At 44.0% G+C, this 19,218-nt stretch carries 12 protein-coding genes; 9 read left to right on the forward strand and 3 right to left on the reverse strand.

The annotated features are described in order from the left end of the window. The first annotated feature begins 195 nt into the window (after positions 1–195). Positions 196–2,532 (forward strand): GAF domain-containing protein, encoded by a 2,337-nt coding sequence (locus BMW86_RS13715; RefSeq protein WP_089782312.1) that lies wholly within the window; start codon positions 196–198, stop codon positions 2,530–2,532. Between the two features lie 65 nt (positions 2,533–2,597). Here the strand turns inward: BMW86_RS13715 and BMW86_RS13720 are convergent, their stop codons facing one another. Continuing rightward, positions 2,598–6,254, reverse strand: a complete 3,657-nt coding sequence (locus BMW86_RS13720) for a BamA/TamA family outer membrane protein (RefSeq protein ID WP_089782313.1) — start codon at positions 6,252–6,254, stop codon at positions 2,598–2,600. 10 nt (positions 6,255–6,264) lie between these two features. Continuing rightward, entirely contained in the window at positions 6,265–7,110 is an 846-nt protein-coding gene (locus BMW86_RS13725) for an SdiA-regulated domain-containing protein (protein WP_089782314.1), read from the reverse strand. 142 nt (positions 7,111–7,252) lie between these two features. On the opposite strand from BMW86_RS13725, the gene BMW86_RS13730 reads away from it, so the two are divergent. From BMW86_RS13730 to BMW86_RS13750, 5 genes are read left to right on the forward strand one after another with little or no spacing between them, the layout of a single operon-like run. After that, on the forward strand, positions 7,253–8,554 hold the full coding sequence (locus BMW86_RS13730; RefSeq protein ID WP_089783677.1) for a Pycsar system effector family protein: 1,302 nt from the start codon (positions 7,253–7,255) through the stop codon (positions 8,552–8,554). A gap of 3 nt (positions 8,555–8,557) precedes the next feature. Beyond that, a complete protein-coding gene (gene ppk1 / locus BMW86_RS13735; protein ID WP_089782315.1) occupies positions 8,558–10,633 on the forward strand; it encodes a polyphosphate kinase 1 in 2,076 nt (691 codons plus the stop codon). A gap of 4 nt (positions 10,634–10,637) precedes the next feature. Continuing rightward, positions 10,638–11,129 (forward strand): thioredoxin family protein, encoded by a 492-nt coding sequence (locus BMW86_RS13740; protein WP_089782316.1) that lies wholly within the window; start codon positions 10,638–10,640, stop codon positions 11,127–11,129. A gap of 3 nt (positions 11,130–11,132) precedes the next feature. Next, on the forward strand, positions 11,133–11,615 hold the full coding sequence (locus BMW86_RS13745; RefSeq protein ID WP_089782317.1) for a DUF4442 domain-containing protein: 483 nt from the start codon (positions 11,133–11,135) through the stop codon (positions 11,613–11,615). A gap of 2 nt (positions 11,616–11,617) precedes the next feature. Next, the gene (locus BMW86_RS13750; RefSeq protein WP_089782318.1) at positions 11,618–13,018 is read left to right on the forward strand and encodes an MBL fold metallo-hydrolase RNA specificity domain-containing protein; all 1,401 of its coding nucleotides are present in this window, start codon (positions 11,618–11,620) and stop codon (positions 13,016–13,018) included. Positions 13,019–13,216: 198 nt separating this feature from the next. On the opposite strand, the gene BMW86_RS13755 is transcribed toward BMW86_RS13750, so the two are convergent. Next, a complete protein-coding gene (locus BMW86_RS13755; protein ID WP_089782319.1) occupies positions 13,217–15,757 on the reverse strand; it encodes a M1 family aminopeptidase in 2,541 nt (846 codons plus the stop codon). A gap of 176 nt (positions 15,758–15,933) precedes the next feature. Between BMW86_RS13755 and BMW86_RS13760 the strand changes: the two genes are divergently transcribed. From BMW86_RS13760 to truA, 3 genes are read left to right on the forward strand one after another with little or no spacing between them, the layout of a single operon-like run. After that, entirely contained in the window at positions 15,934–16,434 is a 501-nt protein-coding gene (locus BMW86_RS13760) for a biotin/lipoyl-containing protein (protein WP_089782320.1), read from the forward strand. Positions 16,435–16,471: 37 nt separating this feature from the next. Continuing rightward, positions 16,472–18,013, forward strand: a complete 1,542-nt coding sequence (locus BMW86_RS13765) for a DUF4476 domain-containing protein (protein ID WP_177189261.1) — start codon at positions 16,472–16,474, stop codon at positions 18,011–18,013. Between the two features lie 52 nt (positions 18,014–18,065). Continuing rightward, on the forward strand, positions 18,066–18,821 hold the full coding sequence (gene truA, locus BMW86_RS13770) for a tRNA pseudouridine(38-40) synthase TruA (RefSeq protein ID WP_089782322.1): 756 nt from the start codon (positions 18,066–18,068) through the stop codon (positions 18,819–18,821). Positions 18,822–19,218 lie beyond the last annotated feature (397 nt).

Here is a 19,218-nt window from a genome sequence, read left to right on the forward strand (position 1 = left end):
TATTGCAGGTTTGCGAAGGCAAATCTGCAATTTTTTTTGCTCCTGATATAAGTGAATTGTTATAACTTTGCTAAATCTTATCTCAACCTTTTGCTTAATCCTGCACACTGACACCACTGCTTTTAACAGACACAATATATTATGCTCTTAATCGTCTAAATATAAGAGATGAGTCATTTTTACACATATTAGATTATGAAAGTATTATCCGCCAATTCGGAAATATTTAAGGAAGGAGAAGTTCTGATAGACAGCCATATCTCGTTCGCCCCTTATGTAAATTTTCTGAAACAAAAGGCAAACAACAAAGAAGACGCACGTGCCGCGTACTACCAACAGATCATAAAACGCTTTGAAGGTAATCCGGCTCTGCTGGGTCCTATCGCAGGAGCAGACGACATGTCTGCTTACCAGGAATATATTGACCTGGTAATCGCTACTATATTTCCGGTTACAGTAGACATGAATAAAGATATCTATGGTATAGGTATCCCTAGTAAATTCGCAATTTTCTATTATTCAGATCTTTTCAAAGATCTGTTCGGAGCTAATGGAGAAGGACTGGTGGCTGTACCACAAGGAATCCCGCATGAGAAGATTAAACGGGATAGACTGGAGTGGCTGTATAAACTGATTCTGGAAAAAGTATATGGGTTCCCGGTAACATACGCAAACGAAATCATTCACCAGATAACAGTACCGGAAGGAAATGGATTGAAGAAATACATAAAAGTAAATATCGATCCCCGTTTCGTTGATGTAAAGATAAAAGGAGATGCGCCAAAGGTCGCTTACGATAACCTCTGTATGCGCCAGTTTTCACTGGATGCATTACAGGAGTTAATACCACTGCAAAACTTTTCCCTGGAAGGATTTGTAATCTGGACCGTACAGGATGTAACCAGAGATGAAGTGCAGAACAGCATGAGGAACCTGATCCTGAATATGTCGGAAGGTAACGAACAGCAAACCTACCGCCGCATGGAAGAGGAAGTGCAGTCACTGATGCAGGAAACGGATTTGACAGTACATATCATACCCGTTCCTAAAATCAATGGGCGCTACGTACTGGAATGCAATCTGTGCGAAACAGGTCTGATGTTAGGCGTGAAGGGAAATGAAAAACAACAGCAGCAATTGTTTCAGCAACTGCAGCAGTATGTAATGTCTCACCGCGATCCTTTATTGATTCCTGATGTAAATGAAACAACCCCTATCAGCTATCCTTTCCTGAAATATCTTCCGCTGAAAGGGATCAGGAGTTTTGTAATGTGCCCTATATGGCACGAAGATCAGTTGCTGGGTATCGTAGAGCTGGCCTCTTCCATCCCAAACAGGATCAGTCAGGAAACAATGGGCAGGGCAATACCTGCGTATTCGCTGGTGATCATGTTACTTAACCGTGGACTGGATATCCTGAATAATAAGATCGTAGGTGTTATAAAAGAACAGTTCACTGCTTTACAGCCTGCTGTAGAATGGAAATTCATAGATGCTGCATGGCATTACCTGCATACACCTAAAAAGGAAAGAGAAGACATCGGTAACATTTCTTTTGAAGATGTATATCCTTTATATGGTGCGGTAGATATCCGCAACTCTTCCACAGAACGTAGTAATGCTATTCACGACGATCTGAAAGAACAGTTATTGCTTATCAAAGATACCCTGCAACACGCCAGTGAGGCTATTTACCTGCCTCTCCTGGAAGAGCTGCAATATAAAAATAATGACCTGATCACCGGTATCACCAGTGGTATGTTGTCTGAAGATGAACTAAAGGTGAATGATTACCTGGATGATGAAATACAACCGCTATTCCGTCACCTGTATGATAGTCACCCGATTCTACAACCTGCCCTTGAAAACTACTTTTCTCTGGTAGGTAAAACAGAAGGACATATTCAGCATCACCGTGAAGAATATGAAGACAGCCTGGCTCAACTCAATGTTGAAATAGGTCAGTACCTGGATGTAGAGAAAGATAAAATCCAGCAGTCTTTCCCATGTTACTTCGAGAAGTACCGTACCGATGGACTGGAATACAATATCTATATAGGTCAGGCTATTGCACAAAACCGTAAGTTCGACATGTTATACCTGCGCAACCTGCGCCTGTGGCAGATGTCATCTATGGCGGAGATTGCAAGGCTTACACATAAACTGGTCCCTAAACTGAAAGTGCCTTTATTAACCACACAGCTGATACTGGCGCACAGCAACCCTATAGATATCAGCTTCCGCCAGGATGAACGCCGCTTTGATGTGGAAGGCGCTTATAATATCCGTTATGAGATCATCAAAAAACGGATAGATAAAGTAAGAGTACGCCAGACCGGTGAACGTTTGACGCAGCCAGGTACTATTGCTATCGTATATGCATATGCGAAAGAGATGGAAGAATATCTGAAATATATCAACTTCCTGCAAAACAAAGGTATCCTGTCTTCTGATGTAGAAATGCTGGACCTGGAAGATTTACAGGGAGTGAGTGGGCTAAGAGCCGTGAGGGTAAAAGTGATCGTGGACTAACCAGACTATATATAAATAAAAAAGCCCTGTTGCGGAGAGCAACAGGGCTTTTTTTATATCTTTTATCAGAACTTAAATCCGAACGAAATATACGGCAACAAGCCTTCATTTGAATTACCTACTGTAGCCGTCAGTATAAACATATTGATAGGAGAGAAGTACAATCCTCCGCCATACCCATCATGCCATACCTTGGATGTTTCACCTTTCAGCCATACACGCCCTACATCATTAAATGCAATCAGTCCCACACTTGCAGGGAAAAGGTAAGACTGGAATTCAAACAGTTTCAACCTTAACTCTGTATTATTATATACAGAAGCATTTCCTGCAAAACGATAGTTACGGTAACCACGCAGATTCTGCGCACCACCCAGCGTTACAGCCTGGAAGTATTCATACTCTCCCCAGATCTTATTAGCTCCGAAACGTGTTACCAATACCAGTTTGGCAGGAACGTTGAAGCTGGTATAGATACTCATATCTGTCTGTAACTGCAGGTAATGCCTGTTCTCCTGGTTCAGTCCCTGGTTACCATGTAAATAGGTAGACCATAATATTCCCCTGGTAGCAGAGACCTTATTATCACGGGTATCTATCTGTAAACCCAGTTTTAAACCTGCATAGGTCTTTGCCTGGTATACATCCGCAGAGTCAAGTCCGTTATGTGCAAAGTCAAAAATATTACGGTTTATATTATCCGGTTGATCCATCCTGTAATAATTAAATGTAGGACCATAGATCAGTTTTACATCAGGAGATAATTTGCTTTGCAGTAATGGTTGTAAGTCGTACAGACTAAATCTTGCCCTGTAATAACGGATTTTCAGCGGATTATTCTTGTCATACACAGTTTCATTACCATATCCGAAGAAGTTGATCGTATTATCCGGTGCTTTGGCAGAGGCAGACAATACAAAGTCCGTATGACCAATAACATCTGTAAACTCTCCCAGGTAACGGAACTGCCATGCATTGGTAGCCAGTGCATGCCCTGCCGTGAGCGTATGTCTTACGGCAAAAGGAGATTTACGGAAGCCCTGTCCTGTAAACTGAAATCCTAAGCCCAGGGAAATACCATCATCCGGGTTATATCCTGCTGTTGCCAGCGGCATCAGTTTATCGTATTTATAAGGGAAGATTCGCTTATAACTGATTACTTCAGGATCTGATGATAAGATCTTTCTCTCATGACCACTCAGTAAGAAGCTGTCTTTACCGTTGGAAAGATCATAGATCTTAATATGTCCGCCTGCACGCATCCCCGAACTATCTACATAAGTATCAGTATCTTTACCGCCAATGATACGTACTTTGATAGGGGTATGATTATCTCCCCTGATCTCAAATTTATCCTCTCCGCCTAAACCGTACAACCTTATTTCACGGGTATCTTTAGGATCAAAAACGCGGGAATAAATGCTTTGTTCCAGCTCTCCTTTTTTATTGACCTTATTCACATTAACGGATAAACGTCCTTCAGGCAAACGTTCTATAGAGAATAATTCCTGTTTCTTACTACCCGTTACATCCACGTTATGTGCAAGGAAACGATAGAACTTGTTGGATTCTTTTTCCAGGATATCCCTGCGGGCCTGCATCGTAGTATAAGTACGGTTGCCTACCATTGCTTTAATAGTATCGGGCAGCTTGTTTACAGCACCGGCAAGTACGGTATCCGTCATCTTTAATACAAAAGCATGTGTGATATCTTTCCATTGCTGCTCACTCAGTTCATTCATGAAAGAGCGGTCGAAAACCTGTGCAGATACATTGAACCTTTCTACGTTAGGAATGTTTTTACGGAATCCCTGGAAGTTAGGCAGCCCCCATTTATGTGAAGCGGCTCTTGGGATAACACCTTCATTAACGAAAAATGCCTGGTCCCTGTCGCGTGGAATAGGATAAAACACTTTCGTTTTTTCTTTCTTGTTCTTTTCTACACCCCAGCGCCACTGGTCATCGTGGCGGTCCCAGTCAGCCATCATGATATCCAGCAGTCGTGCATTTAAAGTTGCCGGCTGGTCAGTTGTATTATCATTGTCACCTTGTATTTGATCTAATACTTTCAGTGTATTGAGTGTCTTGCCTTTTACATCCGCTTCACGTTCTTCAAACAGATAAACATCATCTCCGAAGGTATTCATATAAATACCCAGGGAAGTATCTTTCGGGAGATATACAAATGTTGGGTTATTATGAGGAATACCCGCAGCTTCTGCCAGTGGCGCTACTACCAGTGGACCATAAGGATTGGAAGCAGAGATCTGGTCCTGTACCACTTCTTTGGCCACTGTTTGCTTCAGTGGTTCAGGGATTGCTTTCTCAGGATATTTCTTCAGGGAGCGCAATACCCATTCTTCGCCATTACTATCTTTCAGACGTAATGATAACGTCTGCATACCACCCCCACGCTGTAAAATGGTTAACCCGCCTTTTTCTTTGTGCAGGTCCATTACCGGGAAGTTCAGCGGGGTAGCCCATACCTCACGATAGTTGTTCCCCAGCAGCCAGCGGTGGAAACTGCTTTTGTTTGTGTATTGCGTATCAGCCGCCATTCTGATGGTAGAAGGTAATTCACTGGCTGGCGGAGTGGTATTCGCTATTTCCTGTGAACGTACATCCTGTATGCTGAAAAGCTGTGCTCCATAAACAGGGGCTTCAGTTTTCTCTACTGTGTAATATTTTACAGATACTGCACCGCTGGTAGAAATCTCCAGGGCCGTGTAACCGTTTTCATTACTGGCAAACAAAGACTTACTGCCTTTCTTCACACGGTTCTCTTTAGCGCCACTGCCACTCACTACATAAAAGTTCTGCTGGTCTTTGATCAGTTGTAAAGTATGGTCATGCCCCGAAACAAATACCGCAGGACCATGTGGTTTCATGGCCGCTTCCACACCCTTTATCATCTGCTGGTAGTCTGGATTTGGAATATCTTCCGGAGTACCAAATACCCCACGGGTAAGTGGGTAGATAGAACCGATAACGGGTAGCGGGATATATAAATTGGGTTTAAGATCAGTAAAAGGGAAGATATGTTGCTTGATGGTATAATAGCCACCATGTACGCTATAACTGCGGAAAGGATGATGCGCCGCAAAGATAATCAGTTTATTACGGTTGCGGCTGATGATATCACTCAGCTGTGCCAGCACATCGTCTTTTGTTTTACAGTCGCAGGAAGATTCTGGTCCCGGTTTGGAAAAAGGGAACAGCCACCATTCCGTATCCATGATGATCAGTGTTACGTTTTTATCCAGCGCCACTTCCACTGGTCCCGGGCAACCATCCTTTGGCAGGAAGTTAACGTTGGGTAGTTGCAGTGAGTCTATGTACTGCTGTTCATTCATAACGGTCCGCCATCCATCGGGCTTAGACCGTTTCCAGTCGTGGTTACCCGGAATAAAGATCGCCTGTGCCGCAGTATTGCGTACCAGGTCTACCTGGTAATCCAGTATCTGTTTTGCCTGCGGGAAGCGGGAAGACGCGGGGTCTGGCATTCCCAGCGGGTATACGTTATCACCCAGGAACAGTACTGTGTTCCTGGAATCCTGAAGATCGAAACGTTTCTTCACCGCATCTATTACCGGGTTGTGTCCGTCCTGGTGTAATTCTCCTGCATCGCCTATCAGGATGATCCTGCGGGCGAGGCTGTCTGTCTGCGCCTGTGCAAGTGCAGGAAGGAGTAATAAGGGGAGTATGTGTCTAATTTTCATCATCGTTATAAATTCAATGGTGATATTTGAATTTTAAAATATTCGCCTGTGCTTCGTCTGCTGATTCGTTGGATATATACATATCTCCGTTTGGAGCGAACGAGATTCCTTCTGGTTGTCTGAATATAGTATGCCTGAGGTTGTATGCTTCCAGCACCTTGCCGTTGAGGTCTGTGATCACCAGTAATCTGTTCACGGCGGCAAGGATATACAACCTTTTCTCTATGGGATGTATCAGCGCAGCAGAAGGTTTGAATTGCGCGATCTTATCACCGGTTATTTTTTCAATCTCTTCTATATTGATCTGGTAAGCAGGGGTATCACTAAACTCCCATGTAGCCATATTGAAGCTGTAGGCAGTTGTTCTGCGTTGTCCTTTATCTTCTTCACAGGCTTTGCAGACCAGGATCATACTATTGCGGGTAGAGTCGAAGTAGAGTGATTCAAATTCCCTTTTACCCGGTTCACGAAATTTATAAGATTCTGCATCGGTAGAATCTGAGAAGAGGTTAAGTACATGGTAAAGATGTCCGTTGCTTTTGAGTACCATCACATCTTTCCCATCGGTAGCAATGTCTTCATAGTCACCGCTTTTATCAAATTTCCAGGAAGGATAGGGTTTATTGGCATTAACATCTATAGAAAATACACGGCCCTGTTCATCATTGATAGCCAGTATATGCTGCTCATCCGGAGCCAGCAGAATACCTGATATTTCCTGCATAGACTGTCTTACATAATAACGTACTGGCTCCCTAAGATCATAACCTTTGGGAGAGTCGAAATTTTTATCCTGCCGGTTTTTAAACTGGTTACAGGAAAGGAGAACGAGGGGTATTACAAGATGCCATATACGCATAAATCCGGAATTAATTGTTGCACATTTCCTATTATTTAGTGCACGTTTAATGAAAGCTGTTTGTATTTACGATTCGTGAAATAAAATTAACTTAAAAATGCAGTAACTTGCTGTATTAGTAGTGCTTTTTTAACTAATGCTTATGCAAACAGGTTTAATCATAGAGGCTGCCCAACAATATGTAACGGCACAGTATAAAGATCATCCGCATCCCCAGCTGGTGTATCATAATCTTGAACACACAAGACAGGTGGTTGCAGCAGCAGAGCAGATTGCAGCGCATTACAGGCTGGAAGACACGGACCTGCTGGTAGTATATGTAGCGGCCTGGTTTCATGACCTGGGATACCTGTTGGGAGAGGCTAAAACACATGAAGAGAAGGGGGTGGAGCTGGCACGGAATTTTTTAATTGTACAACAGGTTCCGCTAAATGTACAACAGCAGGTAAGCGATTGTATTATGGCTACCAAAATGCCGCAGGACCCTCATAACCTTTTGGAACAGATTGTTTGTGATGCAGACCTGTTCAACCTGGGTACCAAAGATTTCAAGACCCGTACCAAGCTGCTGCATGAGGAAATGGAACTGACGTATGGCAAGGAAATTCCGGGAGCCGTTTGGACAGAAGGTTCCCTGCGTCTGCTGGAAGAACAGCATTATCATACCGCCTATTGCAAAGCATTATTGCAACAACAGAAAGAAGCGAATATTGAGTGGTTAAAAGAAAAACTCGAAAAGCAATTGGATAAGGCAAAGAAGAAACATAAACATGAAGTTAAAGAGGCAGAAGCAGCCGTTGTTGCTGCCGGTAAAAAAGGGGCAAGAGAAGAAGCTGCTTTTGCAGTGGTGGAGAAACCTGTAGCAGAAGAGCCTAAAAAGAAGAAAGAAAAAGAGCCTAAAGAACCTAAACCTGGCCGTGGGGTAGAAACGATGTTCCGTACTACTTCCACTAACCATATCCGTTTGAGTTCCATGGCAGATAGTAAGGCGCATATCATGATTTCGGTAAATTCAATTATCGTATCAGTGATATTGGGTGTATTGTTCAGAAGACTGGAAGACTATCCCAACCTGATTATTCCTGCTGTTATCTTCTTACTTACAGGAGTAGTAACCATCATTTTCTCTGTACTGGCTACCCGCCCCAATGTAAATGTCGGACGTTTTACCCGGGATGACATTGACAAGAAAAAGACCAATCTCCTGTTCTTCGGTAATTTCCATAAAATGTCCCTGGAAGATTATACCTGGGGTATGACGGAAATGATGAGAGACAACGACTACGTATATGCAAGTATGATCCAGGATATTTATCACCTTGGCGTAGTACTTGGTAAAAAATACAAACAACTGAGGATAGCATACAACATCTTTATGTTCGGTTTGATTATATCAGTGCTGGCATTCCTGATTGCTGCACTCTTTTTTCCGGTGAAGAACTAACCAATGGATAATATCTCTGTGAATCTGCCGCTGTTCGACCGCGATCTGAGCTGGTTGTCTTTTAACTATCGGGTATTGTGCATGGCCAACGATAGCACGGTGCCTTTATACGAACGTATAAAATTCCTGTCTATCTTCTCATCCAACCTGGATGAGTTTTTTCGTGTACGTATGCCCGCAGTGCTGGCAGTAGATCACCTGCTCCGTACAGATCCTTCTGCAGCTGGTTCCGCCGAAAGTATGCTGCCCGCTGTACAGGAAGAGATCAGCCGTCAGCTGGGCGAGTTTGGTCAGACCCTTACACAAAGCCTGCTGCCTGCTTTACATAACAATCACATACATCTTTACTATAATGAGCCGGTACATGCAGCGCACAAGGCAGATATCAGGGAATATTTCCTCACCCGTGTGCTGGCTTTCCTGCAACCCTTATGGCTGCAGGGGCATCAACCGGAAGACGTATTCCTGGAAAACAACCTGCTGTATGTAGTGGTATCGTTGTCAACAGCGGAAGAACCGGATATGCTGAAATATGCGCTGGTGAATATTCCCAGCAATCAGTTACCCCGTTTTACCGAGTTGCCGTCCATAGATGATATATCCTACATCATCATGCTGGATGATGTGATCCGTGAGAATGTCGGTTTTATATTCCCTGGTTATACCGTCAATGGCTGCTACAGCATTAAGATTACCCGGGATGCTGAAACCGATATGAATGAGCTGGCGAACGATGTGCTGGAACAGGTAGAAACCATGATCGCCAAAAGAGAACTGGGCATTCCTACCCGCTTCCTGTATGATGCGGCCACGCCTTTGGCATTAAGGCAACTACTGGCAGTATACTTTAAAATTCTGCCGGAAGAGATGGTGAGGGGAGGGCGTTATCATAACCTGAAAGACCTGATGGACCTGCCGATGCCGGTCAAATCCCCTTTATTCACTTACCCCCGTCAGCCAGCCGTACAGATGCATGCGCTGGACAATGTACCCCGCTTACTGGAAGAAGTGCTGAAGCGGGATATCCTTTTACATGCTCCCTACCAACGATACGATTATATACTCCGCTTCTTCAACGAAGCCGCTGTAGATCCTACCGTGGTGGAAATCTATATCACCCTGTATCGGATCGCTTCCGGCTCACAGATCGCCAACGCACTGATCAGTGCTGCCCGCAACGGTAAGCAGGTGACCGTGTTCGTGGAACTTAAAGCCCGCTTTGATGAAGCGAATAATATCCGCTGGGCCAAGAAGATGAAAGCCGCCGGCGTGAAAATCGTGTACAGCATCCCCGGACTGAAAGTCCATGCCAAGATAGCCCTGGTAAAACGCCGCCGTGGTTATGTATGGGACTACGCCGGCCTGATGGCTACCGGTAATTTCAACGAAAGCACTGCCCGTTTCTATACAGACCATGTATTACTGACTGCCCACCGGGGTATGACGCAGGAGCTGGAACTGTTATTCCTCTATCTGCAAACAAGAGAGCAACCGGGGCGTTACAGCTACCTGCCTTTTAAGCACCTGCTGGTAGCACAATTCAACCTGGTAGACCGCTTCTCTGAAATGATAGACCGGGAAATCTCCAATGCGAAAGCCGGTAAACCTGCCCGTATCACTATTAAGCTCAATAACTTACAGGAAAAAGACATGATTGCCAGACTGTACGCTGCCAGCGATGCCGGGGTAGAAGTACGGATGCTTGTAAGGAGTATCTGCTGCCTCTTGCCGGAACAACCTGAAAGTCGTAACATTACAGTAAGGCGTATCGTAGACCGTTACCTGGAACATGCCAGGGTATTCATATTTCACAATGACGGGCAGGAAGAAGTGTACATGGGTTCTGCCGACTGGATGAACCGCAACCTTCTCCGCCGTATAGAAGTATGTTTCCCCATTTATGAACCGCAGTTACAGGAGCAGTTGAAGGAAATCATCCGCTTACAGCTGGCTGATAATACCAATGCAGCAATGCTGGATGCCAACATGCACAATGTTCCAGTGAAACCGGCACCGGGAGAAGCCCTGGTAAATGCACAAATGGCCATACATGCATATGTGGAAGCTCTAAATCATTAATCATATGAAGGCGTTAATCATAGCAACTCTTTTATTGTTAGCCGCTCCTGTGCTGAAGGCCCAGGACCTGGAACATATTTATGATCCAACGGCTGATGCCAGCGCCGACCTGGCCAAAGCAGAAAAGCAGGCAGCAGCTGAGAATAAACATATCCTGTTACAGATAGGCGGCAACTGGTGTATCTGGTGCAAACGCTTTTATAAGTTTGTGCAGGATGATACCACATTACACGCCCTCGCAGACAAAAACTATATCGTATATCACCTCAACTATAGCAAAGAGAACAAGAACCTGCCTATACTTCAGAGCCTGGGTTATCCCCAGCGTTTCGGATTTCCGGTATTGGTTATTCTTGATGCCAAAGGGAAAAGACTGCATACACAAAACTCGGCTTTGCTGGAATCTGCTGACACTTACGACAAGCAGAAAGTAGAGGCGATGTTGAAGGAATGGTCGCCGGATGCACTGAACCCTGCCCATTATGTAAACCAATAACCCATGAGCAACACTTCCTTCATCCGTTTTGTACAGCATCCGCTAAAGTTCTCATTATACCTGTTATGGAAACTGCCCAGCGCCTGGCTGGCAGGTGTGAGAGTAAAACAAATACAGGAAGATAGTTGTATAACAGTAGTACCATACAAATGGCTCTCGCAGAATCCTTTTCGTTCTACCTATTTCGCATGCCTGGGTATGGCGGCTGAAATGAGTACAGGAATGCTGGCCATTATACATGTCCGCGCTGCTGCCCCCAAACAGGTATCCATGCTGGTAACCGGTATGGAAGCCACCTTTGTGAAAAAGGCTACAGGTAAAACATATTTCACCTGCGATGGAGGGAGTGCAATAGCAACAGCCGTAAATAAAGCAATAGAGACAGGAGAAGGAGTAACACTCACAGTTGACAGTACCGGTAAAAGCCATGATGGTACAGCAATTGCAATCTTCAGGATCACCTGGTCTTTTAAGGCAAAAATATAAATATGAAGATAGCATTTCACGGAGCAGCACGGACTGTCACCGGTTCTAAACACCTGATCACTTTAAAAAATGGCAAGAAGATCTTGCTGGATTGTGGATTGTTCCAGGGAATGGGAAAAGAAACAGATGCGCTGAATGAAGACTTTGGGTTTGATGCATCACAGGTAACACACATGATCCTGTCCCATGCGCATATAGACCACACTGGTCTGATCCCTTTACTGATAAAAAGAGGTTTTAAAGGGACGATCTTCTGTACCCCTGCTACACTCGATCTTACAGAAATCTTATTGATGGACTCTGCAAAGATCCAGGAAGATGATGTAAAGTATATCAATAAGAAAAGGCAAAAGGAAGGACAGCCACCAATAGCGCCTTTATATACCATTCCTGATGCGGAAAAGAGTGTAAAGGCGCTTAAACCCGTAAATTATAAGACCTGGTTTAAGGTAGATGAAGATGTGGAAGTATTATTTACCGATGCGGGCCATATCATCGGCAGTGCCGCAGTACACCTGCGGATTAAGGAAGATGGTAAGACTACACAAATCTCTTTTAGCGGAGACATTGGCCGCTATAATGATGATATTCTCCGTTCCCCGGATGTATTCCCTCAATCGGATTATATCCTGATGGAATCTACCTATGGCAGTACGTTGCATGCAGAAGCTGCTCCTTCCGAGCCTTTGCTTCTGCAACATATTCAGCATACCTGTATAGAGAAAAGGGGTAAACTGATCATCCCTGCCTTTAGCGTAGGGCGTACCCAGGAATTATTATATACATTAAATAAGGCGCAGTTAGAGGGGAGGTTACCCAGGGTGGAGATCTTTGTAGATAGTCCGTTGTCAATGGAAGCAACAGAAGTAGTAAGAAGCCATCCGGAAGTCTTTAATAAAAAACTGACGAAGTTACTGGAGATAGATGATGATCCTTTCGACTTTCCCGGCCTGCATTTTATCGAAACGGTAGATGAATCCAAACAACTCAACTTCCGGGAGGAACCTTGCGTAATCATTTCTGCATCGGGTATGGCGGAAGCTGGGCGTGTAAAACATCATATCGTCAATAATATTAATAATCCGAAGAACACGATCCTGCTGGTTGGTTATTGTGAGCCCCAATCCCTGGGCGGAAGGCTGATGAGAGGTGCGAAGGAAGTATCTATTTATGGTACCCATTATGAAGTGAAGGCAGAAGTAGGATCTATCCGTTCTATGAGTGCGCATGGAGATTATGAAGACCTTGGGCATTGGTTAGCCTGCCAGGACCCGCAAAAAGTAAAGAAATTATTCCTGGTACATGGGGAGTACGAAGTACAGCTTATTTTAGCCGATTGGTTGAAGAAAAAGGGATTCTTTGATATTATAATACCTGAGAGACATTCGGAAATAGCACTGTAACAATACACTGAATAGGTTCTGAAGGGCAACTGAAGAGCTTTATCTTACGCTTGTCTTACGCTAAAAAGCGAAGGATAAGCGTAAGATAAAGCTCTTTTGAAGCTTATCAGTTGCTCTTCTGTTCCTCTTTAAGTAAAATCTACAAAATAAAAAAGAGGATGTATCAAACGATACATCCTCTTTTTGTAAAGGAATTATCTATTTATTCAGACTATTCACAATCTTCAATATATAATCACTCTGTTTATTCAACTCCGCTTTTATTTCAGGAGTAGCCAGAGAAGCCTTATCCTGTTTCTTTTTGGCAAGCGGTTGCAGCATCTTAACAAGATAGCTGTTTACCATTTTATTGTTAAACAACTTAGCCATATTTTGGATCTGGTCCAGCCCTTTGATCACAGTTTCTGTGTTATCAACATTCGCTAAGATGCCGATGTACTGCATGGCAGCCTCAAACTTCTCCTGCCCGTTCGCTTCGTCAAATGCTTTTGCAAAGAAGGCTACATCAGCATCATTCCCTTTCTGTGCGTACACAGTAGCAATTGCATTACTCAATGCACCTTTGGATTCTGCTTCCAGTTGTTTAGCCAGGGCGTACGATTTTTCCAGGTCCAGCTGTGCCAGGCCAGCTAATCCGGCACCTGCAGCAGCATAAGAGCGGTCTTTTGTTGCCTTCTCAAACAAAGGGATCAGTTGTTTATCTTTCAGTTTGCCTAATTGTCTCAGTGCAGCAGCCCTTACAGAGGAATTCTCATCATTCTGAGCCAGTTGCTGTAATACAGGAAGAGCAGCAGTTTTCACGCTTTCATCTTCCATTTCAAGACCCGCTACAGTAAGGGAACGCAGGCCATAGAACTTATCTTTCAGTGCAGCAATAACGGTCTTACGTGCAGCAGGATTGGTTGTCTGTTCTTTCAGACAAGCCTCAATAGCTTCACGGCGATCACCATATTCAGGCGCATTCGCATACTCAAAGATGTAAGTATTTATATCACGATGATCATCTTTATCATCCAGAATTACTTTCTCCGCATCCACATTCACAAAATCAGGCCTGGTAGTATAAGGGAAAGTAAAGGTTTCAGACTTATCATTAATGGTAACAAGATGGCGTGTTTTCTTACCACCAGCGTATACATCAATAGCAATCGGCAGTTCGAATACTTTATCACCGGGTTGTTTCTGCTGAATGATCACACTTACCTTTTTACCTGCATCATCATAATTATAACTGATATCCAGGATAGGGTATCCCTGACCAAAGTACCACTGGTTAAAGAACCAGTTTAAATCCTGTCCGCTCACTTCTTCAAAAGCAAGACGCAGCTGATGTGCTTCGGCAGATTTAAAGGCATTCGTTTTCAGGTAAAGATTTAAGGATTTAAAGAACGCGCTGTCACCTACCACATTCCGCAGCATGTTCAGGATACGGCCACCCTTCTGGTAGCTAACAGCATCGAACATATCTTCTTTATCATGGTAATGGAAGCGGACCAGGTCGCGGTCACCAGCATATTCTGTAAACTGTATATAATTTTTAGCAGCTTTATAAGCATGATCATCCGCCATATCTTTCCCGTATTTATGGGAAAGCCAGAGGTATTCGCTATAGTCTGCAAAAGATTCGTTGAGGGTAAGATTGCTCCATGATTCAGCAGTAGCCAGGTCACCGAACCAGTGGTGGAACAGTTCATGTGCTACAACAGCTTCGTCATAATGGTTGTTGTCCAGCAGTTCACGATCAGTTTTCTGGAGGAAATCGCCATGCAGGGTAGCAGTGGTATTTTCCATAGCGCCTGATACATAATCTCTTACTACGATCTGGGAGTATTTCGCCCAGGGATATTCGTAACCCAGGATATCAGAATAGAAACTGAGCATTTCCGGTGTGTTACCGAAGATGGCCTTGGCATATGGAGCGTAAGGTTTTTCTACATAGTAGTTGACCTCTTTACCACGCCATTGGTCTTTTACAATGGAGAAATCTCCAACTGCCATCATTACCAGGTAAGGAGAGTGGGGGAGTTCCATTTTCCAGGTATCGGTACGGGTACCATCTGCATTATCTTTCTGGCTTACGAGCTTACCATTGGAAAGGGTTACATATTTCTTTTCCACGGTCATACTGATTTCATCCGTCATTTTCTGAGCGGTCCTGTCTATAGTAGGGAACCATACGGAGTTGGATTCCGTTTCACCCTGTGTCCATATCTGTATGGGTTTATTGGGTTCAGTACCATCATGGTTAATGAAATAAAGACCTTTGGCATCTGTAATAGCCGCGCTGCCTTCTGCTTTTACCTCTTCAGGACGGGCAGTATAGTCTGCATATATAATATATGACTCGGTACGCTGATAGGATTTATCCAGCTTAATGTGCAGCTGGGAGCCGTCGTACTCATATTTTAAAGGTGTATTTTTACCATTTTTTACTACTGCTATTTGTTTGATTTCCATACCTTTAGCGTCCAACAAAAGGGAATCAGTAGCGTAGAAGTGGGGTTTTAATGTGATCCAGGCTTTCCCGTAGAGGTATCTTTTAGGATAGTCGAAACGTACATCCAGTTTGGTGTTCACCAGATCATTTATCCTGGTAGTGGTGCCCCGGTAGATTTTTAGCAGGGGATCGTTTTGCGGAGGGGTTTCCTGTTGCTGTGCGACTGCCGGAGTAAGAAAGAACATTCCGGTAACACCTCCCAACAGCAGGCTTTTCAGCACTTGCTTAAAAGGTTTAGACATCTTATAGATCAATTTTTGCCACGAATTAACAGGAATTATCACAAATAATAGTACCTCATACTGTTAATATTGGCTAAATCGTGATAATTGGCTATAATTAGGGATCGTTCGCAATGCCTGCGCCCGCTAAAGTGCTTAAAAATACTATTTTTGTTCAGCTCAGTTAAAGTGCAACAATGATCAAAGCAATTGTCAATGGTGATACACCGTTCGTTATTAATACGGAAGCCGGAGTGCAAACCTGTAACGGGGAACCGGTAGCATACTCGGGAATTGAACTGCCGGCAGGTAATTACAGTATCGTTCTGGACGGGCGTAGTTACATGGCCCAGGTGTTGAAAGTGGATAAGGAGGCTAAAATGGTGACTATCGTAATAGATCAGCAGGAATATGAAGTAGCTATTGAGGAGCCTATAGACCAGCTGTTGTCTGCAATGGGGATCAAAGATGCCATGACGCGTAAAGTCAATGATATTAAGGCACCTATGCCGGGCCTGATCCTGAAAATCCTGGTAACGCCGGGGCAGGTCATCAAAAAAGGAGATCCGGTACTGATCCTGGAAGCCATGAAAATGGAAAATGTGTTTAAGGCAACGGTAGATGCTGTGGTGAAGGAAATAAAGGTAGCGGAGCGGACAGCTGTAGAAAAAGGAGAGGTGCTGGTCATATTGGAATAGTATTTGTTTTATTTAAGACATGAGTATGGTGCAATATTTGAAAAGATTTTTATTTGTCCTGGCCGTTTTGGTGGTGTCTTTACACCTCGGAGCGCAGGATCCGGAGTATTTTATCTATCTGCAAAGTGAAAGATCTCAGCCTTTTTACGTTAGATATGAGGGTAAAGTGCTCAGTTCTTCTGATAAAGGATATCTGATTATATCAAAGGTGCATGCCGGTACGGCTTCATTGCGTATAGGTTTTGCCAATGGCAGTGGGCCGGAACAGCAGTTCCTGGTGAAAATGTCTGGTACCAATGACCAGGGGTACCTGATTAAGAAAGACGGGGATGAAGGATATGCACTATACAATCTCCAGACTTTCGCCGCCATCAGGCCAAGTAAGGGAGTACCAAAAGAGTCGGTAACGGTTACACCTGCAGTCATTGTAAAAGATACCGTGGTAACTGCAGCAGTTATACCTGCACCGGTAACCGGGGATTCTATGATGACCTCTCTCAAAAAAGATCTTGATTCTACATTCACGAATACATCAGACGTAACGGTAGGACCTGGTAGTCGTCCTGTAAATGCGATCGCTCCACCAGTTCCAGTTCCTGTCCCCGTTCCTGTTACCCCGCCAGTTGCAAAGCCACAGGGTAACACGTTCTCCAATGCATTGGACAAGGTAGTAGGAGATGACCGTGTAGAGGAAGTACCGCCGCCGGTGGATGATATAGTAGTGGTTGATTCTGTGGCTGCTACTACAGATGCAGCGCCGGCAGCTGCGAAGAAGCCCCGTAAAAGGCGCCGTGACGTATTAACACCTGAAGAGCAGAAGTTAGCAGCAGATGTAATCGCGGAAGAACATCTGGCAGCAGCAACAGCAGATGCGCTGGCCTTTGATTCCACATTGGCTCCTGTAGAAAAGAAAAGCAGGAGACATGCTGCGAAGAAGGAAGATGAGCCTGCATTTATAAATTTTTCGGAGGATAGTACGAAACAGGCAGCCATACCTGCTCCCGATCCGGTAGTTGCTCCTGCGGAAGAAACACCTGCGCCATCTAAAAAGAAGAAACATAAAACAGAAACACCTGAAAATAATATCGTTGCAGATTCAACCGGTTATGCCATAAGTGATCTGTCTATTGACCATCCAAAGGAAAGTAAGAGAGAGAGACGCAAAAAGAAAGAGGCAGAAGAAGCAGGGACAACACCTGCAGTTGTACCGGCAGAAGTACCTGTCGCTGTGCCGGTTACGGAACCGGTAGAAGAGAAGAAGCCCGCAGTAAAAATGATTAATTCTGATTGTGGGAATGTATTGGATGAAACTAACTTCAGAAAGGTATTGCGGAAGTTTGTAGCAGGTAAAGATGATGACGGGATGATTGATGCATTTCGTCGTCAGACAAAGGGTTATTGCCTGGAGACATCGCAGATAAAAACACTGGTACAGTTGCTGGGTACGAATGAATCGCGTTATCGTCTGCTGGACCTTGCCTATCCTAAGGTATCGGATTCAGAACATTATTCATCACTGGAGAATGTGCTGACGGATGATTATTATAAGGGGCGGTTCAAAGCCATGTTACATAAATAAGATAAGCTCCGCGAGGAGCTTTTTTTGTTTTTAGGGGTTACCTTCGCGGATTATGAGGTATTTTATAGAGGTAGCCTATAAGGGAGCAAAGTTCAATGGCTTCCAGATCCAGGAGAATGCAGAGACGGTGCAATCCGCGATCGATCATGCATTGAGTACGCTGATGCGGGAAAAGATTGAAACAACGGGATCCAGTCGCACGGATGCAGGAGTACATGCCTTGCAGAACTTCCTGCATTTTGATCTGGAGAAGCCTTTACATCCTCAGTTTATCTACAAAGTAAATGCGATCCTTCCACCTGATGTTGTTTTACGGAATGTATATAATGTAAAGGATGATGCGCATTCCAGGTTTGCAGCATTGAGCAGGTCTTATGAATACACTATATATATGCAGAAGGATCCTTTTCTGCAGGACAGGGGATATTTCTTTCCTTATCGTTTAGACGTTGATTTATTGCAGGAAGCCGCGGGTATTCTAAAAGAGTATCAGGACTTTACAACATTTTCCAAGCGTAATTCGCAGGTGAAGACATATATATGTGCGATAAAGGAATCGCGTTGGACGGTGGATGGTACCCGTATAGTCTATAACGTTACGGCTAACCGTTTCTTAAGGGGGATGGTAAGGGGTTTGGTAGGAACGATGTTGAGAGTAGGGCGGGGAAAGATGACGATGCAGGGGTTTAGAGATGCGATAGAAAGCCGGAATTGTGTGAATGCAGATTTTGCGGTGCCGCCTCAGGGGTTATTTTTGATGCAGGTAGCTTATCCTGAGGGGTTATTATCTGATAAAATGATGTTGTAGAAATGCCATGGGAAAGGATCTACGAAATTCTTTCAAAATTTATTTGGCAGTAACGAAAAAACGGCTACTTTTGCATCCCGCTTTGATAGAAAGCACAGCGACAAAAGCTCTTCCCAAGTATACGTTTTTTCTCTTTTTTCAGATGATAATCAATAAGCTGTAAGGCGTAGTGACAATGAGTTTGAAGGAATTATTCGAAAGAATAAAAATCTTTTAAAAAGATTTGGTGGTAATCAAAAATTGATACACCTTTGCAACCCCAACGCAAACGATGCGAAACGGAAAAGAGAAAAAAATAAAGATGTAGACTGCAAGAGTCACACGAATCGGATTCGAAACATCGGCAAACATTGAACGTAAGGTTTGGTGTAAAGTTCTTTGAAAGATTGGAAACAAC

The sequence above is a fragment of the Chitinophaga sp. YR573 genome (assembly GCF_900110995.1).
In the GTDB taxonomy this organism is placed as follows: Bacteria; Bacteroidota; Bacteroidia; order Chitinophagales; family Chitinophagaceae; genus Chitinophaga.